The organism is Sphingobium sp. TomMM7A (assembly GCF_055397305.1).
This window is the reverse complement of sequence record NZ_AP027311.1, coordinates 2412818-2437762: the sequence shown is the minus strand read 5'-3', so window position 1 is coordinate 2437762 and position 24945 is coordinate 2412818. Positions and strand designations below refer to the sequence as shown.

The 24945-nt window shown below is 63.1% G+C and carries 25 protein-coding genes, 1 tRNA gene and 1 riboswitch; of the genes, 17 read left to right on the top strand and 9 right to left on the bottom strand.

Features of this window, described 5'->3' with window-relative positions:
* Positions 1-23 precede the first annotated feature (23 nt).
* The 6 genes from ACZ5ZH_RS12160 to yajC all read right to left on the bottom strand — a co-directional run bounded on the left by ACZ5ZH_RS12160 (position 24) and on the right by yajC (position 5289).
* On the bottom strand, positions 24-698 hold the full coding sequence (locus tag ACZ5ZH_RS12160) for an RlmE family RNA methyltransferase (protein ID WP_464771673.1): 675 nt from the start codon (positions 696-698) through the stop codon (positions 24-26).
* The gene (locus ACZ5ZH_RS12155; RefSeq protein WP_196225081.1) at positions 695-1813 is read right to left on the bottom strand and encodes a Ppx/GppA phosphatase family protein; all 1119 of its coding nucleotides are present in this window, start codon (positions 1811-1813) and stop codon (positions 695-697) included. The genes ACZ5ZH_RS12160 and ACZ5ZH_RS12155 overlap by 4 nt, the downstream gene beginning before the upstream one ends.
* A gap of 134 nt (positions 1814-1947) precedes the next feature.
* Complete coding sequence (locus tag ACZ5ZH_RS12150) at positions 1948-2226, bottom strand: MTH938/NDUFAF3 family protein (RefSeq protein ID WP_464771672.1); 279 nt, start codon at positions 2224-2226, stop codon at positions 1948-1950.
* Between the two features lie 116 nt (positions 2227-2342).
* A complete protein-coding gene (secF, locus tag ACZ5ZH_RS12145; RefSeq protein WP_460987189.1) occupies positions 2343-3329 on the bottom strand; it encodes a protein translocase subunit SecF in 987 nt (328 codons plus the stop codon).
* A gap of 18 nt (positions 3330-3347) precedes the next feature.
* Positions 3348-4946 carry a protein translocase subunit SecD gene (secD, locus tag ACZ5ZH_RS12140; RefSeq protein WP_460987187.1) on the bottom strand — a complete coding sequence of 533 codons (1599 nt, stop codon included), beginning with the start codon at positions 4944-4946 and terminating at the stop codon, positions 3348-3350.
* A gap of 7 nt (positions 4947-4953) precedes the next feature.
* On the bottom strand, positions 4954-5289 hold the full coding sequence (gene yajC, locus ACZ5ZH_RS12135; RefSeq protein WP_196225079.1) for a preprotein translocase subunit YajC: 336 nt from the start codon (positions 5287-5289) through the stop codon (positions 4954-4956).
* 185 nt (positions 5290-5474) lie between these two features.
* Here yajC and ACZ5ZH_RS12130 point away from each other — a divergent pair.
* The 3 genes from ACZ5ZH_RS12130 to ACZ5ZH_RS12120 all read left to right on the top strand — a co-directional run bounded on the left by ACZ5ZH_RS12130 (position 5475) and on the right by ACZ5ZH_RS12120 (position 6533).
* A tRNA-Pro gene (locus ACZ5ZH_RS12130) sits at positions 5475-5551 on the top strand.
* 165 nt (positions 5552-5716) lie between these two features.
* The gene (locus ACZ5ZH_RS12125; RefSeq protein WP_460987186.1) at positions 5717-6256 is read left to right on the top strand and encodes a glycoside hydrolase family 108 protein; all 540 of its coding nucleotides are present in this window, start codon (positions 5717-5719) and stop codon (positions 6254-6256) included.
* A complete protein-coding gene (locus ACZ5ZH_RS12120; RefSeq protein ID WP_464771671.1) occupies positions 6249-6533 on the top strand; it encodes a 3TM-type holin in 285 nt (94 codons plus the stop codon). The genes ACZ5ZH_RS12125 and ACZ5ZH_RS12120 overlap by 8 nt, the downstream gene beginning before the upstream one ends.
* 557 nt (positions 6534-7090) lie before the next feature.
* On the opposite strand, the gene ACZ5ZH_RS12115 is transcribed toward ACZ5ZH_RS12120, so the two are convergent.
* On the bottom strand, positions 7091-7615 hold the full coding sequence (locus tag ACZ5ZH_RS12115; protein ID WP_464771670.1) for a hypothetical protein: 525 nt from the start codon (positions 7613-7615) through the stop codon (positions 7091-7093).
* 413 nt (positions 7616-8028) lie between these two features.
* Between ACZ5ZH_RS12115 and rpsM the strand changes: the two genes are divergently transcribed.
* The 11 genes from rpsM (at position 8029) to ACZ5ZH_RS12060 (ending at position 19590) form a co-directional block, all read left to right on the top strand.
* A complete protein-coding gene (gene rpsM / locus ACZ5ZH_RS12110) occupies positions 8029-8397 on the top strand; it encodes a 30S ribosomal protein S13 (protein ID WP_007707977.1) in 369 nt (122 codons plus the stop codon).
* Between the two features lie 74 nt (positions 8398-8471).
* Complete coding sequence (rpsK, locus tag ACZ5ZH_RS12105; protein ID WP_004208752.1) at positions 8472-8861, top strand: 30S ribosomal protein S11; 390 nt, start codon at positions 8472-8474, stop codon at positions 8859-8861.
* Between the two features lie 118 nt (positions 8862-8979).
* Positions 8980-10041 (top strand): DNA-directed RNA polymerase subunit alpha, encoded by a 1062-nt coding sequence (locus ACZ5ZH_RS12100; RefSeq protein ID WP_449470787.1) that lies wholly within the window; start codon positions 8980-8982, stop codon positions 10039-10041.
* Positions 10042-10213: 172 nt separating this feature from the next.
* Positions 10214-10639 carry a 50S ribosomal protein L17 gene (gene rplQ, locus ACZ5ZH_RS12095; protein ID WP_196225074.1) on the top strand — a complete coding sequence of 142 codons (426 nt, stop codon included), beginning with the start codon at positions 10214-10216 and terminating at the stop codon, positions 10637-10639.
* Between the two features lie 183 nt (positions 10640-10822).
* A complete protein-coding gene (locus tag ACZ5ZH_RS12090) occupies positions 10823-11389 on the top strand; it encodes a hypothetical protein (RefSeq protein WP_464771669.1) in 567 nt (188 codons plus the stop codon).
* Between the two features lie 175 nt (positions 11390-11564).
* Positions 11565-12818, top strand: coding sequence for a TCR/Tet family MFS transporter (locus ACZ5ZH_RS12085; protein ID WP_464771668.1), 1254 nt, complete (start codon positions 11565-11567; stop codon positions 12816-12818).
* 42 nt (positions 12819-12860) lie between these two features.
* A complete protein-coding gene (gene guaA, locus ACZ5ZH_RS12080; protein WP_460987176.1) occupies positions 12861-14420 on the top strand; it encodes a glutamine-hydrolyzing GMP synthase in 1560 nt (519 codons plus the stop codon).
* Positions 14421-14641: 221 nt separating this feature from the next.
* Entirely contained in the window at positions 14642-15814 is a 1173-nt protein-coding gene (locus ACZ5ZH_RS12075) for an aminotransferase (protein WP_464771667.1), read from the top strand.
* 69 nt (positions 15815-15883) lie between these two features.
* On the top strand, positions 15884-17317 hold the full coding sequence (locus tag ACZ5ZH_RS12070) for a DNA recombination protein RmuC (RefSeq protein WP_464771666.1): 1434 nt from the start codon (positions 15884-15886) through the stop codon (positions 17315-17317).
* Between the two features lie 567 nt (positions 17318-17884).
* Positions 17885-18874 (top strand): UbiA family prenyltransferase, encoded by a 990-nt coding sequence (locus ACZ5ZH_RS12065; RefSeq protein WP_464771665.1) that lies wholly within the window; start codon positions 17885-17887, stop codon positions 18872-18874.
* Positions 18829-19590 carry an HAD family hydrolase gene (locus tag ACZ5ZH_RS12060; protein WP_464771664.1) on the top strand — a complete coding sequence of 254 codons (762 nt, stop codon included), beginning with the start codon at positions 18829-18831 and terminating at the stop codon, positions 19588-19590. The genes ACZ5ZH_RS12065 and ACZ5ZH_RS12060 overlap by 46 nt, the downstream gene beginning before the upstream one ends.
* Positions 19591-19617: 27 nt before the next feature.
* On the opposite strand, the gene ACZ5ZH_RS12055 is transcribed toward ACZ5ZH_RS12060, so the two are convergent.
* Together ACZ5ZH_RS12055 and ACZ5ZH_RS12050 are read right to left on the bottom strand one after the other, a co-directional pair.
* Positions 19618-20061, bottom strand: a complete 444-nt coding sequence (locus ACZ5ZH_RS12055; RefSeq protein WP_464771663.1) for a DMT family transporter — start codon at positions 20059-20061, stop codon at positions 19618-19620.
* Positions 20062-20094: 33 nt separating this feature from the next.
* Complete coding sequence (locus ACZ5ZH_RS12050; RefSeq protein WP_464771662.1) at positions 20095-21225, bottom strand: hypothetical protein; 1131 nt, start codon at positions 21223-21225, stop codon at positions 20095-20097.
* A gap of 348 nt (positions 21226-21573) precedes the next feature.
* On the opposite strand from ACZ5ZH_RS12050, the gene ACZ5ZH_RS12045 reads away from it, so the two are divergent.
* From ACZ5ZH_RS12045 to ACZ5ZH_RS12035, 3 genes are all read left to right on the top strand, one after another.
* Complete coding sequence (locus tag ACZ5ZH_RS12045; RefSeq protein WP_464771661.1) at positions 21574-23004, top strand: pectate lyase family protein; 1431 nt, start codon at positions 21574-21576, stop codon at positions 23002-23004.
* A gap of 53 nt (positions 23005-23057) precedes the next feature.
* A riboswitch (yybP-ykoY riboswitch) is annotated at positions 23058-23186 on the top strand.
* 99 nt (positions 23187-23285) lie between these two features.
* Positions 23286-23864, top strand: coding sequence for a TMEM165/GDT1 family protein (locus tag ACZ5ZH_RS12040; protein WP_464771660.1), 579 nt, complete (start codon positions 23286-23288; stop codon positions 23862-23864).
* Between the two features lie 89 nt (positions 23865-23953).
* A complete protein-coding gene (locus ACZ5ZH_RS12035; protein ID WP_464771659.1) occupies positions 23954-24901 on the top strand; it encodes a complex I NDUFA9 subunit family protein in 948 nt (315 codons plus the stop codon).
* Positions 24902-24945 lie beyond the last annotated feature (44 nt).

Genomic DNA, 24945 nt, shown 5'->3' with positions numbered 1-24945 from the left:
TGAAAACGCCGCGCTTAGCTGCGTCAGCCCTGTTCGTCAGGCCGTCCCTTGAAACCCTGCGCCACGACATACCATTCCACGCTGCCTTTGCGGCTGGCGGGCGGCTTCGCGTGCTTGATCGTCGTAAAATGCTTCTTCAACACCGCAAGCAGATCGGCGTCGGTGCCGCCCGCGAACACCTTGGCCACGAACGTTCCACCTTTGCGCAGATTTTCCACTGCAAACCAAGCCGCTGCTTCGACCAGGGCCATGGTGCGCAAGTGATCGGTCTGCGGATGGCCAACGGTGTTCGCAGCCATGTCGGAAATCACAAGATCGGGCGCGTCGCCAAGAGTCTCAGCCAGGACAGCCGGCGCCTTGTCATCCATGAAGTCCATCTGGAACAGCGTGACGCCCTGGATTGGGTCGGTCGGCAGCAAATCGATCCCCACGACCTTCGCCTTGGGTGAGAGCTTGCGCACCACCTGCGCCCAGCCACCGGGCGCGACGCCCAGATCGACCACGGCGCGTGAGCCTTTCACGAAATGGAACTTTTCATCCAGTTCGATCAGCTTGAACGCGGCCCGGCTTCTCCAGCCCTCCGCCCTCGCCTTGCGAACATAGGGGTCGTTCAGCTGACGCTCCAGCCAGCGGGTCGATTGCGCCGTCCGCCCCTTTGCCGATTTGACCCGAACCTTGCCGGCGCCCGCGCCTCTCACATCATTGCTCCATCGCGATCCATAAGGCCGCGCAATATACCTTCGCGAATGCCGCGATCAGCTACGCCCAACCGCTCGGCGGGCCAGATGTCCAGGATGGATTCCAGGATGGCGCATCCGGCCACTACCAGATCGGCTCGCTCAGAACCAATACATGGTAATTTCTGCCGTTCGGCCAACGACATGGTGGATAGCCTGCCGGAAATCGACCGCATCGATGTCGAAGGTACAATCAGCCCATCGATTGCCTGCCGATCGTAGCGCGGCAGATTGAGATGTACGCTGGCGAGTGTCGTCACCGTGCCCGATGTACCCAGCAAACGTATCGAGGAAGTTTGTCGCGGCAAACGGCGGGCGAGTGGCGCAAAGGCATCCGCCACACGCGACCGCATTCGGCCGTAGGCAGCCAGACGCTCATTCTGATCGGCATGATCGAACAACTCGCTTTCGGTAAGCGACACCACGCCCCATGGCGCGCTGACCCAATCCACGATGTGCGGCGCGCCCGCCCGGTTTGCATCGACGAGCACCAGTTCGGTCGATCCGCCGCCTATGTCGAAGATCAATGCAGGACCGTCGCCAGGCTCCAGCAGCGCGTGACAGCCCATGACGGCAAGCCGCGCCTCTTCTTGCGCACTGATGATGTCGAGGGCGATCCCCGTCTCGCGATAGACGCGCTGGATGAACTCCGCGCCGTTGACAGCGCGGCGGCATGCCTCGGTTGCGACGGATCGCGCCAACGTCACGTGCCTTCGTCGCAGCTTGTCAGCGCATACGGAAAGCGCGGCGATCGCTCGGTCAATCGCGGCATCGCTGATCCGTCCGGTCGCAGCCAGGCCTTCACCCAATCGCACGATACGGGAAAAGGCATCGACGACGATGAAACCGTCAGCCGATGGCTTGGCGATCAGCAGTCGGCAATTGTTGGTGCCCAAATCTATCGCAGCATAAGACCGCCTGCCACGCGGTGGATGAGGCAATGAGCCCCGCTGCTTCGACGGGGGAGGTATGGCCGCAGCCGTGCTCCCATTACCCTGGCCGGAGCGGGCAGCTTTGCCCGAAACACCCCCGGCGGGACCGGAACTCTGCGGCGATGGGCGGCTTTGCTGCACCATGGCCGGATCACTTTTCTTCTTCGCCGACACCGACAGGTGGCGGAACTTGATGCCAAACTATGCGGATGCCGCGCAAAGCGCAAGACGGCGCCAGAAAAGCCAATGACATAGCGCGCTGCCGAGCGCCGCACCCGTCAAAGCGGGAGCAAGGCCGCCACGATCCAGCGCTCTTCGGCCCGCAACACGCCCCAGGCGCGGGCTGCGGCACGGCTGTCCATCACTTCCACGCCGATGCCCATATTTTCGAGTTCGCGAACGAAAACCCGAGGCGGCTGGCGCAAACCTCCCCCGGTGCCGAGCAAGAGAAATTCCGGCAGGGGATCGATCGTCAGCAGGTCACCCAGGGAGGCAAGCGTTAGCTTCTCCGAAGAGGGCGCCTCGCTCCACTTCGATGCGCGGACCGGGGTGAGCAACAGCCCTTCGGGAAAGACGTCATCCCTGACGCGAAAGCCTCTGCCCGAAAAACCGGTTACGATCGGCCCCTGCCCCGTCTCATCTCGGCGGACCTCGATACCAGTGCGCTTGTCGGTCAGGGCCGCGCCCCGTCATCACGCGGACCCATGCGCTCTGCCTGCGCGGCGATGTTCGGCTTGCCCGCTTTCCGTTCCGTCAGCTGCGGCGAGAGCCCCAGCGTGATCAGCAATGACGAGGAAACATACACCGACGAATAGGTGCCGACGACGATGCCCAGCATCATGGCAGCGGTGAAGCCACGCAACACATGACCGCCGAACAGCAACAGCGCGCCCAGGGCGAGCATGATCGTGAGCGACGTCATCACGGTTCGAGGCAGCGTTTCGTTGACGGAAAGGTCGATCAGTGCCTTCATATCCATCTTGCGATATTTCCGCATGTTTTCGCGGATACGGTCGTCGATCACCATCTTATCATTGATCGAGTAGCCGACGATCGTGAGGACGGCAGCGACGATGTTCAGGTCGAATTCCAGCTGGGTGATCGCGAAGAAGCCGAGCGTCATAAGAACGTCGTGCATGATCGCCACGAAGGTCGATACGCCGAACTGCCATTCATAGCGGAACCAGGAAAAGATAGCGATGCCGATCACCGCCAGCATCACTGCCAGCACGCCATTCTGGATCAACTCGCCGGACACCTTACCCGACACCGTGTCGTAGCGGGAGAAAGTAACGCCGGGAAATTCAGCGGTCAGCGCCTTGCGCGCTTTTTCCACGATCGCATTGGCCGCGCCTGCCCCGCCCTGCTCCGGTAGCGGCAGACGGATCTGTACGGTCTTGGGATCGCCGAACTGTTGCAGCGATCCATCGCCTACGCCGAGCCGGTCAATCGTCGTGCGAACCCGATCGAGCTGCGCCGGTTGCTGGAACCGGGCCTCGATCATCAGGCCGCCGACGAAATCGACGCCAAGGTTGAGGCCACGATGGATCGTCGCACCCACGGCGAGCACGGTCAGCAGCGCGGTAAGGGCGAACGCCCAATGGCGCAGCTTCACAAAGCCGATGTTGGTATTGTCGGGGACGAGCTTAAGAAGTTTCATGGGTTTTCTCCCGGCCCCTTAAATGTGGATCTCGGTCGGACGCTTGGCACGAAGCCATCGAGACGCGAGCAGGCGGGTGAAGGTCACGGCGGTGAACACGCTGGTCGCGATGCCGATCAATAGCACGATCGCGAAGCCCTTGACCGGGCCAGAGCCCAGCGCAAGCATGATGCCGCCAGCGATCGCATGGGTCACGTTCGCTTCGAAAATCGTCCGGCTGGCTTCCTTGTAACCAAACTCGATCGCCTGGACCACGCCGCGCCCGCGCCGCCGTTCTTCGCGGATGCGCTCATATATGAGGACGTTGGCATCGACGGCCGTGCCGATAGTCAATACGAAGCCCGCGATCCCCGGAAGCGTCAGCGTCGCCCCCAGCATCCCCATGACGCCAAGGATAACGAGCACGTTGATGGCGACCGCGAGGTTCGCATACATGCCGAAGCGGCCGTAGCTGGCGAACATGAAGATCGCGACCGCAGCTACCGCGATCACCGAAGCCAACAATCCGGCGCGGATTGAATCGGCTCCAAGCTGTGGGCCGACGGTGCGCTCCTCCACCACGGTCAGGGCGACGGGCAGCTTGCCCGATCGCAGGGCGATGGCGAGTTGATTGGCGCTTTCAACGGTGAAATTGCCGCTGATCTGAGCGGAGCCGCCAAGGATCGGTTCATTGATGTTCGGCGCCGACAGGACCTCGCCGTCCAGGATGATAGCGAAGGGCCGATTGACATTCTGGGACGTCACTTGGCCGAACTTGCGCCCGCCTGACCCATTGAAACGGATGTTGACGATTGCCTGGTTGTTCTGGTCGTAGCCCTGCGTCGCGTCCGTCAGGTCTTCACCGGACACCATGACCTGGCGCTTGACCGCGATCGCCGGAACGCCGGATGGGTTGCCTGGATAAGGCAACACTTCGCTGCCGACCGGCGCGCGGCCCTGAGCGACTTCGGATGGATTGGCGCTGGTATCGACCAGCTTGAACTCCAGCTTGGCGGTCTGGCCAAGCAGGTCCTTCAATGCCTTCGGATTTTGAAGGCCTGGCACCTGCACGACAATGCGATTGCCGCCCTGCTGCTGAATGGTCGGCTCGCGCGTGCCCATTTCGTCGATGCGCTTGCGGATGACCTCTGTCGCCACCTCCATCGCGCTTTTGACCGCATTGTCGATCCCCGCCTCGGTCGGCGTGATCACGATCGTCGAGCTGTTGACGACCTCCACATTGAAGTCGCGCTGCCCTGTGAGGCCCGCGCCCTGCGTCAGCGGACGGATACGCTCCACCGCAGCATCGACCTGCGAGGGATCGCGGACCATGAAGCTGAGCTTTCCGTCGCGGCTGGAAATGTCACCGACCGAGATGCGCGGGCTGCCGCGCCGAAGCTCGGTGCGGACCTGCTCCTCCATGTTGGTGAGGCGCTGCTTAGCCACGTCCTGCGTCGATGCTTCGAGCAGAAGATGACTACCACCGGAAAGGTCAAGGCCAAGGTTCACCCGGGTCTGCATGAACCCGGGCAGCCGCTGCACCGCAGAGTCCGGCAGGAAGCTGGGGATGGCGCAGGTGATGCCGATCAACAGGGGCAGCAGGATCGCTGCGATAGTCCAGCGCGAGAAGTTCAGCATCGGCCGATCAGTCGTTCGCAGGCTTGGCGGTCGCCGGGTCGATGACATCGGTAAGCGTCGATTTGACCGCCTTCACCTTCATCCCCGGCGCGAGTTCGACATCGACGTAGAATTCATCGACGCGGGCTACCTTGCCGACAAGGCCCCCACCGGTCACGACCTGATCGCCCTTTTTAACCGCGCCAATCTTCGCCTTATGGTCTTTCATCCGCTTCTGCTGGGGACGAATTAGAAGGAAGTAGAAGACGACGAAGATGAGAACGAGCGGCGCCATCTGCACCAGCATGGAGGCACCGGACGACTGTTCGCCCGCGGTCTGGGCAAAGGCTGGGGTAATGAACATTGTGGGACTTTCGCCTTATCTCTTGTCCAGCCGCAGACAGGCAAATGCCTGCGGATCAAAGGCGCGCGGCTAACACAGATCGGGATAGGGAGGCAACATGATTAGGGAAGGAAGAAAGCGGCAAAAAGCGCGCGCCGAAACGCTTGCATGTTCTCAAACATGCTTCTATGTGCCGCCGCTCCGGTCGGGACGTAGCGCAGCCTGGTAGCGCATCACACTGGGGGTGTGGGGGTCGGAGGTTCGAATCCTCTCGTCCCGACCAAATTCATGAAGGAAATGGCGAAAAGAACGCATTTTTGCGGGTTCGCCTTTCCTGCCCCGGCAAATCCTATTTTTCCTATTTCTGCGCCAGACGCGAATTTTTGCTGTCCTACAGCTAACCAAATGGGATAAATACCCTGCCTCATTCGACGAGGGAGGCGGGTTCATGGATATTTCGGCACTGATTGACGAGGTGATCGCGCGAGAAGGGGGCTATGGCCATCATCCGGCGGATCGGGGCGGGCCTACGAATTTCGGAATCACCCAGGCCGTCGCGCGGGCCAATGGCTATGCGGGCGACATGCGGAAATTGCCGCGGACGCTGGCCGAGACGATCTACCGAAGGCTTTACTGGGAACGGCCGGGCTATGCCTTTGTCGCGGAGGTCGCGCCGGACATCGCCGCCGAATTGTTCGACAACGCGGTGAATATGGGGCCGGGCACGGCGACCGGCTTCCTGCAACGGGCGCTCAACGCGCTTAATCGCAATCAGAAGGACTATCCCGACCTGAAGGTCGACCGCACGATCGGCGCCAAGACGCTGGCGGCGCTGCGCGCATTCATGGCGCTGCGGGGGAAGGCAGGGGAGAAGGTGCTGCTGAAGGCGATCGAGGCACTGCAAGGGGAACGTTATCTGGCGCTGGCGGAGAGCAGGCCTGCCAACGAAGCCTTCCTCTACGGCTGGTTGGCGAACCGACTTGGTTAGAGGCGGGACGGCTGCGGGCAATCGGAGGCGGCGCGCCGATCGCTGGACGCTGCGGGCGCGGCCAGCCTTTCTATACGTCATGTACGCCCTGCTGCTGTGGTCGGTGCCGGTTGGGCTGATCGGGGGTATGTGGCCGGAGGGGGCGGCGGCGATCGTCCGGGCGATGCGGGGCTATTTCGAGGCGCTGCCGGAGCCGCTCTATGCGCTGTTTGGCACGGGGTATCTTGGATATACGGCGGCGCGGACGTGGGGGAAGGTGCGAGGGGTGGAGCGGTAGGGGAGAGTTGCGCTTCGCGTTAAGCGTTGCGCAGCCCCTCTCCCTAACCCTCTCCCCTAAAGGGGCGAGGGAACTAGGTCGCGCTCAAACCCACAAAAATGAGAGGGGCCGCTGGGTAGATAAGTCCCAGCGGCCCATCATTGACATGGTCACAGCGGCCGGAAGTGCCGCCACACGGAAACGTTGATCGCGCTATCTTTGCAGACAAAGGAAGCCAGTTCGCGACTGGTCGCGGCAGAGGCTGTTCCAATGTCTGTAAAAACCGACGTTATGACGTCGCTCAGCGGCGCGTTTCCCGAATGGACTTGACCGACCTCACTGCTGAACCATGAGACATCGGATCACCTCCTTTCGCTTGTTAAAGCCCGCGCAGCCCGCCCTGGAAAACCGTTTTTGACCTGGCCACGACATGGACTGTGAATCAGACGGGAAGCATGATCAAGACTTGTAAAATTCTTTTTTCGAATCATAATGGCGCGTCCGCTTGAAAAGCCGATCTGGTGCTTTTCAGTCGATCCCTCCACAAGATGTACGGCAAGCGGTCGGAAACCGACCCTTTAGCGACGGCAGTCCTCTATGGCCCGGCCGACCTCTGCCCAGGCGGGCAGTATCAGGGTTTCGAGCCCCTGCACCTCGACGGCGAAATGGCCCCGGCTGTAGGCAATCTGATCCAGCACTGTGTCGCTGGCGGCGCGGACTGCGAGGGTTCCCGAACCGTTCGGCGTGGCGGGCCAGCTGACCGCGCCATAGCTGGTGCGGAGCGTGACATTCCCCTTCCCTGCCCCAGCGCGCAGAAGACTGATCCGGCCTGCGGCGGGATCGCATCGCAAGGAAAGCAGCGTGCCGGATGCGGGGCTGGCGAAGGTCGCGACGGATCCCGATCCTTCCGCGTGGTAGCTCCAGTTGCCGGGCGTCGCGGGACGATATTGCCATTCGACCGGTCCGGGAACGGGTAGAGGCGGCCTTGCCGAGGGCGCGGGCGCAGGGCGCGGAGCTGGCGGCGGGGGCGCTTCTGGGGCGCCGACGCAGGCGGGGAGGAGGGGCAGGGACGCGAGGATGGCGGAGGCGGGGAATATGCGCATGTGCCCCTCAATGCCCGAGGGGGTGGAACGGGTTCAACCGGGAAATGCATTTTTTGGGCTGGTGGGTTGCGATATACGCCCTTCTCCGGAAGGAGAACGCGAGTAGCACTCCTTTCGTTACATCGGCGTTGCGCTGGCCCACCCCCCGGCCCCCTCCCGCATGCGGGAGGGGGAGCAGGAGTGTGCTATCCCTAGAACGCAGCCCTAAACACCCTTGCCAATTGACAGTTTCCCGCCGAATCGCTAGGGGCGAACGCATCCCGGACACGCTGGTGAGCGGCAGTGCATGGCACTGGCCGTCTTTTTTGCGTCTCGGGGGCTATCGAATCGGCCGAAGTCCTTCTAGGGCTCGGCCCGGACGCTTTGAGATGGGGTGGCGCCAACCGCCCCGTGGAGCAGGAGTACAGATTACCATGGCACGTATTGCGGGTGTTAACATCCCGACCAACAAGCGCGTGATCATCGCGCTCACCTACATCCACGGCATCGGCCGCAAGACCGCCGTCGACCTCGCCGACAAGCTGGGCATCGACCACAGCCGCCGCGTTCAGGACCTGTCGGACGCCGAAGTCCTGCAGATCCGTGAAGCCATTGACGCCGACCTCACCGTTGAAGGTGACCTGCGTCGTGAAACCGCGATGAACATCAAGCGCCTGATGGATCTGGCCTGCTATCGCGGCCTGCGTCACCGCAAGGGCCTGCCGGTTCGCGGCCAGCGCACGCACACCAATGCGCGCACTCGCAAGGGCAAGGCTAAGCCGATCGCCGGCAAGAAGAAGTAATCGTTGAGGGTCAGCCTTTCGGCATGGCCCTCCGGTGACTTCCGCTTTCAACGATTTCAGTAGGATAGAGCAACATGGCACGCGAACCCCAGCGCATTAAGCGGCGCGAGCGCAAGAACATCTCGGCCGGCGTCGCGCACGTCAACGCCAGCTTCAACAACACGATGGTCACCATCACCGATGCCCAGGGCAATGCGATCAGCTGGTCCTCGGCCGGCATGATGGGCTTCAAGGGCAGCCGCAAGTCGACCCCGTACGCCGCGCAGGTTTGCGCCGAAGACGCTGGCCGCAAGGCTGCCGAACATGGCGTGCGCACCCTGGAAGTTGAAGTGAAGGGTCCGGGTTCGGGCCGTGAATCGGCTCTGCGCGCCTTGCAGGCCGTCGGTTTCCACATCACCTCGATCCGCGACGTGACGCCGATCCCGCACAATGGCGTGCGTCCTTCCAAGCGCCGCCGCGTCTAACCGCTGCGCTTGAGTTTTCCGGGCGGCGGACGCGCCGCCCGCTAACCCATCTACATCGCCGGTCGGTCCTGTCGGGTTCAGGATTTCAAACGTTCCGGCCTATCCCCAGGGGAAATACATGACTGTCAACATGAAGAACTGGCAGGAATTGAAGAAGCCCAACAGCCTTGAGATCAAGGCGACGGGCGACGGCAAGCGGAAGGCGACTTTCGTTGCCGAACCGTTGGAGCGTGGTTTCGGCCTGACGCTTGGCAACGCGCTGCGCCGGGTTCTTCTGTCCTCGCTCCAGGGCGCGGCGGTCACCTCGATCAAGATCGAGAACGTGCTCCACGAATTCTCGTCGCTGGCCGGCGTGCGTGAAGATGTGACGGACATTGTCCTCAACATCAAGCAGGTTGCGCTCCGCATGGAAGGCGACGGTCCCCGCCGCCTGCAGCTGTCCGCCACCGGCCCGGGCGAAGTGCGCGCCGGTGACATCACCACCGTTGGCGACATCGAAGTGATGAACCCCGACCTGGTGATCTGCCACCTGGACCAGGGTGCGACGCTGAACATGGAACTGACCGCTGACGTCGGCAAGGGCTATGTCCCCGCCGTCGCCAACCGTCCGGCCGACGCGCCGATCGGCCTAATCCCGATCGACGCGCTCTATTCGCCGGTGCGTCAGGTCGCCTACAAAGTCGACAACACCCGCGTCGGCCAGGAACTGGACTATGACAAGCTGTCGCTGACCGTCGAAACCGACGGCACCGTCACGCCCGAAGACGCGGTGGCCTATGCCGCTCGCATCCTGCAGGACCAGTTGCAGCTGTTCGTCCACTTCGAAGACGCGCTGCCCGTGGCCGCTCCGGCTGCTGGCACCGCTGCGGCTGCCGCCGCCGAGGGCGAGAGCGACACGAACCAGATCAACCGCTACCTGCTCAAGAAGGTGGACGAACTGGAACTGTCGGTTCGCAGCGCAAACTGCCTCAAGAACGACAACATCATCTACATCGGCGATCTGGTCCAGAAGACCGAAGCCGAGATGCTGCGCACCCCCAATTTCGGCCGCAAGTCGCTGAACGAAATCAAGGAAGTGCTGTCGTCCATGGGCCTGCGTCTGGGCATGGACATCCCCGGCTGGCCGCCGGAAAATATCGAGGAAATGGCCAAGAAGCTCGAACAGGAGCTGCTTGGGTAAGCGTCATCCCAGCGAAAGCTGGGATCTCGTGCCTCATGGCAAAACATCGGGCCTGAGACCCCAGCTTTCGCTGGGGTGACGGTCCAATCTAGGTGGAATGGGCGACGACCTCTAACGGTCGCCTGGTCTGGGGTACCTGAAACGGCCCCTTAACGAACGGAAGGAAAGAGATATGCGTCATAAGGTTGGTCATCGTAAGCTGCAGCGCAGCGCCGGGCATCGTAACTCGCTGCTCCGCAACCTCGCGGCTTCGCTCATCAAGCATGAGCAGATCCTGACGACCACGCCCAAGGCGAAGGAACTGCGTCCCTACGTCGAAAAGCTGATCACCCTCGCCAAGAAGGGTGGCCTGTCGAACCGCCGTCTGGCCCACGCCCGCCTGCAGGACGACACGCAGCTGGTCAAGCTGTTCGAAGTTCTGGCCGAGCGTTACAAGGATCGCAACGGCGGCTATACCCGCGTGATCAAGGCCGGTATCCGCGCTTCGGACGCCGCGCCGATCTCGATCATCGAGCTGGTCGACCGCGACGTCGATGCGAAGGGCAAGGATTCAGGTCCGGTCCAGAACGCCGACGCGGACGAGCTGGAAGCGGCCTGATCAAGGCAAGGCGCTCCTTTTAGGGGCCGCCGGATAAATCGAAACAGGCTGCGGCTCGATGGAGCTGCGGCCTGTTTTGTTTTTGCGCTGTCTACCTCTGCCTCGACGATGCCCCGGCCACGTTCAGCCGTGCGACAGCCGATCGAGCCTAGACATGTCGCGCAGCTGACAAGGAGTGATGGGATGACCGGCAAGGCGGTTTGGATGACGGGAGCGATGCTGGGCGTAGCGACGCTCGTGCCCGGCAGCGTGGTCCACGCACAGACGCAGCCGGATTATGGCTATCCTGGCGCGAACGACCGGCAGGCGCAGGATGATCCTTATGCGGATGACGATGTGACCGGCGGCGAGGAGCGGGGCAGCCAGGCGCAGGCGCAGCAGCGGGCGGACGATGATTTTTCCGATGTAACGGGCGGGATGGATGAGCAGGCCGGTTCCCCTTCGCGCGGTCAAGCTTATGCCCGTCCGGGCGAGCGGGCTGAAGACGCGCGGGCCGACCGGGAGCGCGAGGAGGCGATCACCGAATGCGCGGTCGCGGCCCGTGACGAGGCAGAGCGGGACGGCGGCTTTGCCGAGGTACGGCAGGTGCAGGAGCCGGTGGAGACGCGCGGGCGCTATCAGGTCGAGGGCGACATCGACGCCCGTTCCAGCTGGCGGTCGGAGGACGGCCGGACGCTGCATTTCACCTGTTCGGTGCAGAATGGCCGGATCGCCAATCTTCAGTTTCCCCGGAACCCGGCGGCGCGATAGCCGGGGCCGGAGCAAACCCCTTTTTTTCGGTCAGCGAAGCCGCTAGGAGGTCGGGCTTCGTCATGGCGTGATTGAACCGAGCGCGTCAGGAGAGTCCCCGATCCAATGCATGCGCTGAGCTGGTGGCGTCTTCTGCTTTTGAAGGCTTAAGGCCGTCGCAGCGCGAGGAGCCATCATGTCCCCGCCGCCCGTCCCGCCCCGTACCGCCGCCATCACGTTCATCCTCCTGACGGCGATGCTCGACGTCATGTCGATGGGCATCGTCATCCCGGTCGTGCCGCAGCTGATCGAGGAGCTGACCGGATCGACCACGGGCACGGGCTTGTGGAACGGTCTGCTCGTCGCGCTGTGGGCGGTGATGCAGTTCCTGTGTTCGCCGATCATTGGATCGCTGTCGGATCGCTTCGGGCGGCGGCCGGTGATCCTGATTTCCGTTGCCGGGCTGGCGCTCGACTTCCTGCTGATGGCGTTGGCGCCCAATCTGTGGTGGCTGGCGCTGGGGCGGATATTGGCGGGGGTTACGTCGTCGAGCTTCACGTCGACCTTTGCGTATATGGCCGACATCATGCCGCCGGAGAAGCGCGCGCGGGGCTATGGGCTGATCGGTGCGGCGTTCAGTGGGGGGTTTGTCGCCGGACCGCTGCTGGGCGGCATGCTGGGGGAGATTTCGGTGCGGGCGCCTTTCTGGGCGGCGGCTGGCTTTTCCGCCCTCGCCTTCCTCTACGGCCTGATCGTCCTGCCTGAGTCGCTGGCGCCGGAAAAGCGGATGGCCTTTTCGTGGAAGCGGGCCAATCCATTCGGCGCGCTGAAGCTGCTCAGGTCGCATCCGGAGCTGTCGAGCCTCGCCACCGTCAACTTCCTGCTCCATTTTGCCCATCACCTGTTTTCAGCGGTATTCGTGCTCTATGCGGGCGATCGTTATGGCTGGGGGCCTTGGCAGGTGGGCACATTGTTCGCGCTTGTCGGGGTATTGGACATGAGCGTGCAGGGTCTGATCGTCGGGCCACTGGCCAAGTGGCTGGGCGACCGGCGGACGATGATCATCGGACTTTCCTTTGGCGCGCTGGGGTTGGCGGCCATGGGCCTGGCGTCCACGGAGGCATTGTTCATCGCGGCCGTGTTCCCCAATGCACTGTGGGGGCTTGCCATGCCAACGATCCAGTCGCTAATGACGCAACGCGTGTCCGAATCCGAGCAAGGGCAGTTGCAGGGCGCGAACAACAGCGTCGGGTCGATCGCCGGGGTTCTCTCACCGATCTTCTTTGGCGCGGTATACAGCTTGTCGGTCGGCGAGCGGCCGGTGTTGCCCTTCATCGGTAGCCCGTTCCTGATCGCCGCAGCGGTTCTGGCGGGCGCGGCGCTGCTCGGCTGGGCGGCGGGGCGGGCGCAGCACGTCCCTTCGCTGGACAAGCGGGGCCAAGCGCACTAACCGCGCCCCATCCCATTTCTCTCGGCTCATAAAGGCGATTCGATGACGCTGCCCCTTCAGGATTCCATCCTTATCGTGGACTTCGGCAGCCAGGTGACGCAGCTGATCGCGCGCCGCGTGCGCGAGGCGGGCGTCTATTCCGAAATCGCGCCGTTCAACAGCGCCGATGCCGCATTCAAGCGGATGCAGCCCAAGGGCATCATCCTGTCGGGCGGCCCTTCATCGGTGATGTGGGAAGACAGCCCGCGCGCGCCGCAGAGCTTCTTTGACGCGGGCATCCCTATCCTGGGCATCTGCTATGGCCAGCAGACGATGATGCAGCAGATGGGCGGCAATGTCGAAGGCGGGGAAAGCGGCGAGTTCGGCCGGGCCTTCATCGAAATCAAGAAGCGTTGTGCGCTGTTCGATGGCCTGTGGGCCGAGGGCGAGCGGCATCAGGTGTGGATGAGCCATGGCGACAAGGTGACGCAGCTCGCTCCGGGCTTTGAAGTGGTGGCGGTGAGCGAAGGCGCGCCCTTCGCCATGACGGCAAATGAGGAAAAGCGCTTCTACGCCACGCAATTCCACCCGGAAGTCGTGCACACGCCCGATGGTGGCAAGCTGATCGCCAATTTCGCGCGCCATGTCTGCGGCCTGAAGGGCGACTGGACGATGGCGGAATTCCGCGCGACGAAGATCGCCGAAATCCGCGAGCAGGTCGGCGACGGCAAGGTGATCTGCGGCCTGTCGGGCGGCGTCGATAGCGCGGTGGCCGCCGTGCTGATCCATGAGGCGATCGGCGACCAGCTGACCTGCGTGTTCGTCGATCATGGGCTGATGCGCAGCGGCGAGGCCGAGCAGGTCGTGTCGCTGTTCCGGGGCAGCTATAATATTCCGCTGGTCCATGTGAACGCCGAGACGCTGTTCATGAAGGGGCTGGAGGGCGTCACCGACCCCGAGGCCAAGCGCAAGTTCATCGGCAAGACCTTCATCGACGTGTTCGAGGATGAGGCGAAGAAGATCGGTGGCGCGGCTTTCCTGGCGCAGGGGACGCTCTATCCCGACGTGATCGAGAGCGTGAGCTTCACCGGCGGGCCTTCGGTGACGATCAAGAGCCACCATAATGTCGGCGGTCTGCCCGATCGCATGAACATGAAGCTGGTCGAGCCGCTGCGCGAACTGTTCAAGGATGAGGTGCGCGCGCTGGGCCGTGAATTGGGGCTGCCGGAGATTTTCGTCGGCCGCCACCCCTTCCCCGGTCCCGGCCTTGCCATCCGCATTCCCGGCGAGGTGAACAAGGAACGGTGCGATATCCTGCGCAAGGCGGACGCCGTATATCTGGAGGAGATCCGCAATGCGGGCCTCTATGATGCGATCTGGCAGGCCTTTGCCGTGCTGCTGCCGGTGCGGACGGTGGGCGTGATGGGCGACCATCGCACCTATGACAGCGTTTGCGCGCTGCGGGCGGTGACATCGACCGACGGCATGACGGCGGATATCTATCCGTTCGATGCCGCGTTCCTGAGCCGGGTGGCGACGCGGATCATCAATGAAGTCAAGGGTATCAACCGGGTATGTTATGACTTCACGTCCAAGCCTCCCGGTACGATCGAATGGGAATGACGCGGAAATAGCAGGCATCCGAGGGATGCCTGCCCGCGTCATTCGGCACCGCAAGGTGCCGCGCCTTACAGGTTGACGGTTCGGCGATACCGCGCCTCCCTCCACCCATTGGGCATGGAGAAGGGAAGGGCTTCGACAAGCTCAGCCCGAACGGGGCTAAGGGGGATTTACAGCCCTTGAGCGCGCTATACTCGGGCGGTTGCAGGCTTTAGGCTGACGCGATGACCAGCGCGCTCCTTGGCCATCCCGTCTATCGGGACATGCCCGCCACGATCTTCGAGAAAATGTCGGCCCGCGCGCGGGATACGGGGGCGATCAACCTCGGCCAGGGCTTTCCCGACGCGCAGGGACCAGAGGATATTTTGCGCGCCGCGGCCGACGCGCTGATGACCCGGTCCAACCAATATCCGCCGAGTGGCGGCTTGCCGGAATTGCGGGCGGCGGTGGCCGCGCATTATGGGCGGCATCAGGGATTGGCGTTGACCCCGGAAGAGGTCATCATCACCTCCGGCGCGACCGAGGCGATTGCGGCCAGCCTGTTCGCGCTGGTGCAGCCGGGGGACGAGGTACTGCTGCTGGCGCCGCTTTACGATGCCTATCTGCCTTTGGTGGAGCGCGCGGGCGGAGTGGCGCGGGTGATCAGGCTGACGCCGCCAGACTGGCGCGTGACGCGGGAGGCGCTGGAAGCGGCGGTGGGGCCGCGCGCACGCCTGCTCATCCTCAACAACCCGCTCAATCCCAGCGGCAGCGTGATGGACGAGGCGGCGTTGGCCATGCTGGCGGCCTTTTGCGTGCAACATGACCTGATCGCCATTTGCGACGAGGTGTGGGAGCATGTGACATTCGATGGCCGGGTCCATCAGCCGTTGATGCGCTTTCCCGGCATGCGCGAACGGACGGTAAAGATCGGATCGGCGGGGAAGATCTTTTCAGTGACCGGCTGGAAGATCGGCTGGATGTGTGCGGCGGCGCCGGTTGCGAGGCTGTTGGGCCGGGCGCACCAGTTCCTGACCTTCACCAGTCCGCCCAATCTGCAATGGGCCGTGGCAGAGGGGCTGGCCAAGCCGGATGCGTGGTTTGCGGACATGCGGGCGGGTTATCAGGCTTCGCGTGACCGGCTGGTCGAGGGCTTGCGGCGGGCGGGCTATGACGTGCAAGCGAGTGCAGGCACCTGGTTCGTGACGGTCGATCTGGCCACCTCCGGGATCGCGCTCGACGATGTCGGCTTTTGCGAACGGATCATCGACGAAGCGGGCGTGGCGGCCATCCCGATATCGGCATTTTATCCGGACGCGGCGGTCACGCATCTGGTGCGGCTTTGCTTTTCCAAAAGCGATGCGGTGATCGATGACGCGGTCGCGCGGCTTGGCCGTTTTCGCCTTATGCTCGGGTGAGGCGCAACTAGCGCTTGCGGCGTCGCGCGGCGGCCGCTAGGTTCACCTTTCGTTCCACGGGGATCATTAATGGACAGCCTTGCCATCATCCTCAGTCTGGCCGCCCTGATAGCAGGGTTGGCGCTGGGCTGGCTGTTGCGTGGGAAGGCAATGGCGCCGCTGGTGGCGGAAAAGACCGAGCTTGTTGCGAAGCTGGCGCAGGCGGAGGCGCAGCGCAATGGCGCCTTGCAGGAACTGGTTGTGGCGCAAGAGCGGGCGGCGCAGGCGGGCGTCCTCGCGCAGCGGCTGGAGGATGAGCGGGCGGCGCGGGGCCTTGCCGAGCGGGAATTGGCGGCGCTGCAATCCGACGCGCAGGCACGGGCCGAGGCTTTCGAGGCGCAGATCGTGGCGCTGAAGGACGCGAAGGAGCAGTTGTCGGCGCAGTTCAGCGAGATTGGCGGCAAATTGCTGCATCAAGCGCAGAGCCATTTCCTGGAGCGCGCCGATCAGCGGCTGGCGCAGGCGCATGAGAAGAGCGAGGCGCAGCTCAAGCAATTGCTGCATCCGGTCAATGAGACGATCCAGCGCTACGACCAGAAGATCAGCCAGATCGAGCAGCAGCGCACCGAGGCTTACGGCATATTGCGCGGTGAGATCGAATCGATGAAGTCCGGGCAGGAAGCCGTGCGCGCCGAAGCGCAGCGGCTGGTCGATTCGCTGCGCCACGCGCCCAAGGCGCGTGGCCGCTGGGGCGAGCAGCAGTTGCGCAACGTTCTGGAGATATGCGGGCTTTCCGAGCATGTCGATTTCCGCACCGAGGTGAGCGTCGAGGGCGAGGATGGGCGGTTGCGGCCAGACGCGATCGTGCGGATTCCGGGCGGGCGCGCCTTGGTGATCGACGCCAAGGTGTCTTTGAACGCCTATCAGGATGCCTATGGCGCGGACGGCGAGGAGGAGCGCAAGCGGCTGCTATCCGCCCATGCCGCCGCGATGCGCGCGCATGTCGAGACGCTGGGGCGCAAAAGCTATGCCGACCAGTTCGATGAAGCGCCGGATTATGTCATCATGTTCGTGCCCGGCGAGCATTTCCTGTCGGCGGCGCTGGAGCATGATCCGCAGCTGTGGGATCATGCCTTTGGCAAGCGCGTGCTTCTGGCGACGCCGACCAACCTCATCGCCATCGCCCGCACCGTCGCGGCGGTGTGGCGGCAGGAGAAGATGGCGGACGAAGCCAAGCGGATCGGCGCGCTGGGTAAGGAGCTATATGAACGGCTGGCGGCTGCGGCGGGGTCGCTCAAGAAGCTGGGCAACCGGCTGACCGGGGCAGTGAGCGATTATAACAGCTTCGTCGGCAGCTTCGAGGGCCGGGTATTGGTGACCGGGCGAAAGCTGCGTGACCTCAATATCGAGACGGGCGGGCGCGAACTGGAGGCGCTGGAGCCGGTCGAGGCGCTGGTGCGCGAGCCTGCTTCGCCCGAGGCGGTGCGGGCGTTACCCGAGGCCGTGGCAGACGCGGCGGAGTGAAGCTTGTCGGCCGGGGCCTGTTGGTTCCGGTTATCGTGAACAAGTAGCCGACACCGGCTGACAAGGGTGCGGCAGGCTTTCCCAGCGCGATTGGAGCATGATCCAATCAGGCTGAATCGGCTCATGCTCCATTTGTCTTTTGATGGCCGCTTTTTCCCGAGCCAGCAGATGATGCCTTCCGTTTCGAAAATGCTTTAGGCGCCCCCGCTATCGTTCTTGACGGGCTGGCAAGCCCATGGGGATGCGCCCTGCGGTCAATGACGGCTCGCGGGACATCGGGCTGCGCCGCCATTGCCCGCTCTCGGAGACGGGGGGTCGGTCGTCCTACCGCCCGGAATTGCCATATGGGTCAAGGCTCTTTCGGGACAGAATGCCTCTGATCCGTATCCAAATGCGTCGCGCTTCTGCCCCCTTTGAACCGGGGGCGCCACTGGCCTGACCCAGGCCCCTATGGCAATAATATCGGCAACATCGTGGACGATAATGGACAGCAAGTAACGCCCGTTTCGCCGCCCAATGCCGCGAACGGGATGAGCTTATCTGCATGCCCCGAAGGAGCAGTAAGTGATGATCAACCAGTCTGACGCCACCGCCCGTGGCGCCATTGCATCCCAGGCGTCGCTGCGCGATTATCTTTCGATTGCGCGCTTCGACCATATGACGAAGCATGTCTTCATCATTCCGGGCATCGTGTTGGCCTATGCTGTCCACCATGGCGCGGCGCATCTGTCGATCGATCGCCTGCTATTGGGGTTTGCGAGCGCCATCCTGATCGCGTCGGCCAATTATGTGATCAACGAATGGCTGGATCGGGACTTTGACGCCTTTCATCCGGTCAAGTCGCAGCGCACGGCCGTTCATCAGGCGCTTTCGCCCGTGCTGGTCTATGCCGAATATCTCGCCTTGCTGCTGCTCGGGCTGTTGCTCGGCTACCAGTTGGGGGAGCTGTTCTTCGTCGCTTCGGTGGCGTTCGGGCTGTCGGGCATCACCTATAATGTCGAGCCGATCCGGACGAAGGACAAGGTCTACCTGGATGTCATCAGCGAGTCGGTGAACAATCCGATCCGCCTGTTGCTGGGCTGGGCCATGGTGGACCCGACCGCCCTGCCCCCGGCCAGCCTTTTCATTGCTTATTGGGCAGGGGGCGCATTCCTGATGGGCGCCAAGCGGCTGAGCGAATATCGCGATGTCGTCGCGGATCAGGGCGTCGAGATGCTGCACCGCTATCGCAAGTCGTTCCGCAGCTATACGAGCGAGAACCTCACTGTATCCTGCTTTCTCTATGCCATGCTGTCGGCCTTTTTCATTGCGGTGTTCCTGATCAAATATCGTCTTGAATATATCATCGCCTTTCCCTTCATCGCGGGCCTGTTCGCCATCTATATGTGGCTGGCGTTGCGGCAGGGATCGGTGGCGCAGCGGCCCGAACGGCTGTTCCGTTCGCGCCGCCTGCTCGCCGCGACCGGCCTTGCCGTGTTGGCGGTGGTGGTCGCCACCTTTGTCGACCTGCCGTGGCTGAGTTCGCTGTCGCAGCCCTATCTCATCAAGGTCGGCTGATCGGGCGCGGCATGGTGGCGCAGTCCATCCCGATCGATTGGAGCGCGATCGATCTCGTCATCTTCGACATGGATGGCACGCTCTATGATCAAAGGCGGCTGCGCGCGCGGATGCTGGCGGCACTGCTGCGGGATGCCGTCGCTCGGCGAAGCCTTCAGGCGCTGCTGACGCTGCGTTCCTTTCGCCGTTGTCGCGAGGCGCTGGCCGAAGGTCCGGCGCAGGATTTCCTGGCCGATCAATACAGCATTCCGGCGGCCGAGAGGGGCTGCACCCCCGAAGAGGTGCGCGGGCTGGTCGCCGAATGGATGGAAGAGCGGCCGCTGTCCATGCTTGCGGCCTGCCGCCGTCCGGGAATCCAGCAGCTGTTCCAGGCGATAGCGCGCGAGGGTAAGCGGATCGCGATCTTTTCGGATTATCCCGCGGTCACGAAACTTGCGGCGCTGGACCTGACCGCCGACTATATCGTCGCGGCCACTGATCCCGACGTTGGCCGTCCCAAGCCCGATCCGGCAGGTCTTGAAAAGCTGTTGCGCCTGTCGGGTGTCGCAGCCGATCGCGCGGTGCTGATCGGCGATCGGGTCGAACGGGATTGGGCGGTGGCCGCGCGGTTGAACATGCGCGCGCTGATCCTGTCGGGGGGCGCATCAGGCGAGGTCGAGCGGTTCCGTTCCTTCGGCGACGCGCTGTTTCAGCCGCTGCTCATGAAAATGGCGTGATGATGATCCCCTCGTGGGGACCGGGAATCAGAGACGGGACGCCTGTTCGAGCTTCCCGGAAAGCTGTTCCGGCTTGTCCGTCGGGGAGACGGAGAAGCCGATCAGCACCACGCCGAAGACGATAGACGCAACGCCGACAAGCTTGGTGGTCGATATCGGCTCACCAAGGATGAAATAGCTCGACGCCACCGTGATGACGAGGCCCAGCCCGATGAAGGGGTAGGCGGTGGAGAGATCGACGCGCGCCAGAACCAGCAACCATATGAGCGCGCTTAGCACAAAGCAGCTCAGGCCGAGGATGACCAGACGCGAGGTCGCGATCACCATCGCCGTGCGGAACAGCGATTGCTCCGGCTGGGCCAGAGCGCTCTGCACCGCCGCGCTCGACATGCCGATCTTCAGGATCAACTGCGCCGCCGCAGACAGGAAGACGCTTGCAAGTACCAGTCCGAGGAGCATTGCCTTTGCCATAAAACGCCTTTCCTTTTCGCTGCCGCTGATGCCTTACGAATGTTCGGGAAATGCCGCGATCGGGGCGGAGGATTTTGCCGCACCACGCACCGGACGGTTCGGGGTATCTGATGCCGCGCCCAGTCGCGACCGCGACATGCTCTCCACAGCGCCCAGTAGAAAGAGCGGCATGGAGAACATCACGATGCGGCCGACATTATATTGGACGTCCAGCGCCAGCGCGAACAAGAACAAGGCGATGACGCCGCCGATGTCGCAAAGATAGACCATGGGGTCACGGCTCTGCCGAATTGCGGTCCACCACAGGATGATCACGACGATCGGGGGCCAGAGATTCTGATAGGCACCCTTCATGCCGAAAAGATGGCGGATCGAACCGATCATCCCCGAAACATAGGTGCCGGGGTCCCGTTGATTGTCGAGGCCGGGCATGGCGAGGGTAAGGACCGTCGCCGCATAGGCTGCCAGCGCGACGGCGGCGACGCATGCCATGACAAAATAGACCTTGCGATGCTCCACCACGAACAGCATGCGGAGGCTCGCGCCAAAGAAGGCGATCAGGGCCACCTTTTCATTGACGATAGTCCCGAGGATGACGGCGGCGGCGAAGATGGCGATCCTGCGCTCTATCATCGCAATGGCCGCGATTACGAGCGGCAGCGTCGCTACGCCGTCGGCGGAGCCCATGCCGAGATAGCGCGTCAGCAACAGGAAGATGAGGGTGGCGGAAAAGGCCCAGCCCACCGAAACATTGCGCCAGAAGGCGAGATAGAGGCCGACAATGCACGCGGATATTGCCGCATAGGCCGCGTTGGCCGCGCACATTGCCTGCAAGGCTCTCACATATTCCGGCTGCATCATGACGGGTGCGTGGTGGATGCCCTGACCCGAAAACAGGATGACCGGCAGCTGGTAGAAGGGTGCGGCGAGGATTACCGAACCGATGCGATAGACGTGCGGGCTGGGTGGGATCTTCCCGCCCGGTTCGCCCAGCACCCACAGAAGATAGCGCGAATAGTCATCATAGGACATGGTGCCATAATAGACGGTCCTGTAGACCTCGAAGAACATCGGCAGGACGAGCGCCACGAGCATGGTGGCCATGAATATCGGGGCGAGGTAGGTTCCGCCGCGCAGTTCCTTAGAGTGCATTTCCAAGGCCATCCCCCACCATCCTCAGTTCAGCGCCGCCGTGGAGATCATCGGCCGGGACAGGTTGGTCGTGATGGCGCGCAGGGCACGGCGGACGATCACGAAACTTTCCCATGGCTTTGATCCATCCCGATTTTCTACAGGAGCCCCACTGGGTCCACACTTGCGATTTCGGACAAGGGCCACTCCTTGGGGGGATCGCTTATCCTCCCCGGATAGGTCCGGAATAGTTGTTTCGATTTGCAGCGCTTTGGCGATCATCGGGGCATGAAATCGGCGCGAGAAACAGGCATGGCCGGGGAAATGGTCCCCGCCGGGCACATCAGGCGGCATCCCTTGCCCGCGGGCGGGGAGCCGTCGATGCGCGCCTGGGGCCTGCCGAAAGCGGTCGCCTTATTGCTGGCGATCATGCCCGTGGCCGCCGAGGCCAGGACATTGGAGGCCTTTCCCGGAGCGGTCGGCTATGGTCGGTTCACCCAGGGCGGGCGAGGCGGCGCGATCATAGCGGTGACGAGCCTGGCCGACAGCGGCCCGGGAACATTGCGCGCCTGCATCGATGCGCGCGGGCCGCGCACATGCGTTTTCCGGGTCGGCGGGGTCATCCGCTGGACGACCGAGCGGCCGGTGATCCGCAATCCCTATATCACCATCGCGGGACAGACGGCGCCCGGCGGCGGCATCCTGATCACGCATGCGGGCGGCCGATACGGTCTGACGCCCCTTGTCGCCAAAAATACGCATGATGTCATCATTCGCCACATCAGGGTGCGGCTGGACAATCGGGGGGACACGCGCGCTTCCGACAGCGGGATCATCTTCGAGAAGAGCAGCAACGTCATCATCGACCATGTCAGCGTGTCATGGTCGGAGGATGAAACCGTCGGCGGTCAGGGGCAGAACGACAATATAACGATATCCAATTCCATCCTTGCCGAGGGATTGCGTCGGCATGACAAATGCGCGCTTCTAAGCAGCGATGCCACAGGCAGCCAGAAATTGACGTTCCTCGGCAATATCTGCGCCCATAACGGCGACAGGAATCCCGACGTCAACTTCTTCCCCGGTTCCTGCGTCGATGTGGTCAACAACCTGATCTACAATGCGCGTTCCGATTTCGTCGAAGTTTGGGAACAGCATGGCGGAAGCCCGGTCAATATCGTGGGAAACTATTTCAAGGCCGGACCCAATATGGTGCCCGGGCGATACATTATCGCTCGCCAGTCGGTGAATTCGACCGGCCGCGCGCAGATATATGAGGCGGGCAATTATATTGATGGCAGGATCGTCCGGGAGCCGCCGCCCTATGTGCGCGAAGCGATGGTGCAGACGCCGTCCTGTCCCATTGGCGCCTCGGTCATCGACGCCAGGCAGGCCTATCATCGCGCGCTGACGACAGCCGGGGCCTTTCCCCGCGATACGGTGGACACACGGATCGTGAAGGAGGTGAGGCAGGGCACTGGCAAGATCCGCCATGAGCCCGGCATCCTTCCCGAGATAGCCGATGGAACGCCTTATGCGGATTCCGACGGAGACGGCATGTCCGACCAATGGGAAAAGGCGAACGGCACCGACGCGACCAGAAACGACGCCTGGGAAGATGCGAACCGCGACGGGTGGAGCAATCTCGACGAATTTCTGGATTATGCGCATCGCCAGGCGCTGGCGGGCTCCAGCCTCGCGGAAAGACAGGAAGATCAAGACAAACCCCGGACTGTTACGGCGTGGGTGGTCGCTCTGACCGTCGCCGCGCTCGCTGGGCTGGGCGGCCTTTTGAGAGCGGCGATGATGTGAAGCCCTCCCCCGCCCTTCGCTCCATTGCATCCATCATCAATTTCTCCTAATGGCAGGCGGTCATCTGGGGAGTAGCCAGCCGTTCGCTTGGTCGAACGGGCCGTATGTCAACATATTTGGCCGAGAGGCCGTGGCATGCGGGATATGGGAGGCCAAGGCGAACGCCTTGAGCGGGCCGTGTCGGGCGAGACCAATGGCATCGGCTCTTCCCTGTCCGGCCGGGCGGGAGGAGGCGGTGGCATTGCGTCTTCAACCCTTCGCCCGGCCCCGGATATAAATCGATGGACGCTCTCTTCACCTCTACCGCACTGGTCGCGCTCGCCGAGATGGGCGACAAGACGCAGTTGCTGGCCATGCTGCTCGCCACCCGCTTCCGAAAGCCGGTGCCGATTATTTTCGGCATCCTGTTCGCCACCATGGCCAATCATTTCCTTGCGGCGCTGGTCGGCCATTCAATCGCGGGCGTGCTGACGCAGCCATGGTTCCGCTATGCGGTGGCGGCGAGCTTCATCGCAATGGCGGGATGGACGCTGATCCCCGACAAGATCGATGAGGACGAGCCGCTGAAAGCGCCGTCCAAGGCGGGGGTTTTCGTGACGACGCTGATCGCCTTCTTCCTGGTGGAGATGGGCGACAAGACGCAGGTCGCGACGGTGGCGCTGGGCGCACAGTTCGACAATGTGCTGGCGGTGACGGCGGGCACGACGCTGGGCATGATGATCGCCAATGTGCCTGCGGTGCTGTTTGGCGAGGCGCTGGCGAAGAAGGTGCCGATGCGCGCGTTGCAGATCGGCGCGGCGCTGCTGTTCCTCGGCCTGGGCCTGTGGATGATCGCGGACTTGCAGGGCTGGATCGGTTAAAAAAGGAACAGGGACCGCCGCCCGGCTGTTGTCAGCGGGCGGCGGCTGTTGCAAGGGGAGCTAAGTCATTTTCCCCAAGCAGGACAGGCATGGAACGCGTGATGAAGGACAATCTGGTTACGGTGTTCGGCGGCGGCGGCTTCCTTGGCCGACAGGTCGCCCAGGCCCTGATGGAACGCGGCGCGCGGGTGCGCATAGCCCAGCGCGACCTGGCGAGCGCCTTTCGCATCCAGCCTTTGGGTGCGCTGGGGCAAAAGCAACTCATTGCGGCGGATATTCGGAATGCGCAGAGCGTCGCACGGGCGATTGCCGGGAGCGATATCGTCATCAATCTGGTGGGCGTGCTGAGCGGCGACCTGGAAGGATCGCATCATGACGGCGCGGCCAATGTAGCGAAGGCCGCGGCGGAAGCCGGGATCAAGGCGCTGGTTCATGTCTCGGCCATCGGCGCGGATGCGGAGAGCCCTTCCGCCTATGGACGGTCCAAGGCTGCGGGCGAGGCGGCGGTTCGGGCAGCTTTCCCTGCCGCGACCATCATTCGTCCGTCGATCATCTTCGGGCCGGAAGATCAGTTCCTCAACCGTTTCGCCGACCTGATCAGCCGCCTGCCGGTGGTTCCGGTGATCGGCGCCAATACGAAGTTCCAGCCGGTCTATGTCGCCGACGTTGCGCAGGCGGTCGTCAATGCGGCGGCGGACCCCGGCCTTCACGGCGGCAAGACATTCGAATTGGGCGGCCCGCGACAGCTCAGCATGATGGAGCTTAACGGCTGGATCGCCAAGGCCATTGGTCGCAATCGCAGCCTGATCGCGGTGCCTGCGCCGATCGCATCGACCATCGCGAGCTTTGGCTGGCTGCCGGGCGCGCCGATCACGCGGGACCAATATGCGATGTTGCAGAAGGACAATATCGTGTCGGCGGGCATGCCGGGGCTTGCTGAGTTGGGCGTGTCACCCACGCCGATGGAGGCGATCGCCGATAGCTGGCTGGTCCGCTACCGCCGCCATGGCCGCTTCGCCGGACGCGTCAAGGCCTGACCTGAGCGCGCGAGCCATCGCCGCCTGTTCAACTGTCGATGGAA

What these genes read in the sequence shown, in the direction of transcription:
- ACZ5ZH_RS12115 (WP_464771670.1), bottom strand. Translation starts at nt 7,615, where the DNA reads ATGCGCATATTCCCCGCCTCCGCCATCCTCGCGTCCCTGCCCCTCCTC.
- ACZ5ZH_RS12045 (WP_464771661.1), top strand. Translation starts at nt 21,574, where the DNA reads ATGCGCGCCTGGGGCCTGCCGAAAGCGGTCGCCTTATTGCTGGCGATC.
- ACZ5ZH_RS12070 (WP_464771666.1), top strand. Translation starts at nt 15,884, where the DNA reads ATGGACAGCCTTGCCATCATCCTCAGTCTGGCCGCCCTGATAGCAGGG.
- secD (WP_460987187.1), bottom strand. Translation starts at nt 4,946, where the DNA reads ATGCTGAACTTCTCGCGCTGGACTATCGCAGCGATCCTGCTGCCCCTG.
- yajC (WP_196225079.1), bottom strand. Translation starts at nt 5,289, where the DNA reads ATGTTCATTACCCCAGCCTTTGCCCAGACCGCGGGCGAACAGTCGTCC.
- ACZ5ZH_RS12125 (WP_460987186.1), top strand. Translation starts at nt 5,717, where the DNA reads ATGGATATTTCGGCACTGATTGACGAGGTGATCGCGCGAGAAGGGGGC.
- ACZ5ZH_RS12035 (WP_464771659.1), top strand. Translation starts at nt 23,954, where the DNA reads ATGGAACGCGTGATGAAGGACAATCTGGTTACGGTGTTCGGCGGCGGC.
- rplQ (WP_196225074.1), top strand. Translation starts at nt 10,214, where the DNA reads ATGCGTCATAAGGTTGGTCATCGTAAGCTGCAGCGCAGCGCCGGGCAT.
- ACZ5ZH_RS12085 (WP_464771668.1), top strand. Translation starts at nt 11,565, where the DNA reads ATGTCCCCGCCGCCCGTCCCGCCCCGTACCGCCGCCATCACGTTCATC.
- ACZ5ZH_RS12065 (WP_464771665.1), top strand. Translation starts at nt 17,885, where the DNA reads ATGATCAACCAGTCTGACGCCACCGCCCGTGGCGCCATTGCATCCCAG.
- ACZ5ZH_RS12040 (WP_464771660.1), top strand. Translation starts at nt 23,286, where the DNA reads ATGGACGCTCTCTTCACCTCTACCGCACTGGTCGCGCTCGCCGAGATG.
- rpsM (WP_007707977.1), top strand. Translation starts at nt 8,029, where the DNA reads ATGGCACGTATTGCGGGTGTTAACATCCCGACCAACAAGCGCGTGATC.
- ACZ5ZH_RS12075 (WP_464771667.1), top strand. Translation starts at nt 14,642, where the DNA reads ATGACCAGCGCGCTCCTTGGCCATCCCGTCTATCGGGACATGCCCGCC.
- ACZ5ZH_RS12155 (WP_196225081.1), bottom strand. Translation starts at nt 1,813, where the DNA reads ATGGTGCAGCAAAGCCGCCCATCGCCGCAGAGTTCCGGTCCCGCCGGG.
- ACZ5ZH_RS12100 (WP_449470787.1), top strand. Translation starts at nt 8,980, where the DNA reads ATGACTGTCAACATGAAGAACTGGCAGGAATTGAAGAAGCCCAACAGC.
- secF (WP_460987189.1), bottom strand. Translation starts at nt 3,329, where the DNA reads ATGAAACTTCTTAAGCTCGTCCCCGACAATACCAACATCGGCTTTGTG.
- ACZ5ZH_RS12055 (WP_464771663.1), bottom strand. Translation starts at nt 20,061, where the DNA reads ATGGCAAAGGCAATGCTCCTCGGACTGGTACTTGCAAGCGTCTTCCTG.
- guaA (WP_460987176.1), top strand. Translation starts at nt 12,861, where the DNA reads ATGACGCTGCCCCTTCAGGATTCCATCCTTATCGTGGACTTCGGCAGC.
- ACZ5ZH_RS12050 (WP_464771662.1), bottom strand. Translation starts at nt 21,225, where the DNA reads ATGGCCTTGGAAATGCACTCTAAGGAACTGCGCGGCGGAACCTACCTC.
- rpsK (WP_004208752.1), top strand. Translation starts at nt 8,472, where the DNA reads ATGGCACGCGAACCCCAGCGCATTAAGCGGCGCGAGCGCAAGAACATC.
- ACZ5ZH_RS12090 (WP_464771669.1), top strand. Translation starts at nt 10,823, where the DNA reads ATGACCGGCAAGGCGGTTTGGATGACGGGAGCGATGCTGGGCGTAGCG.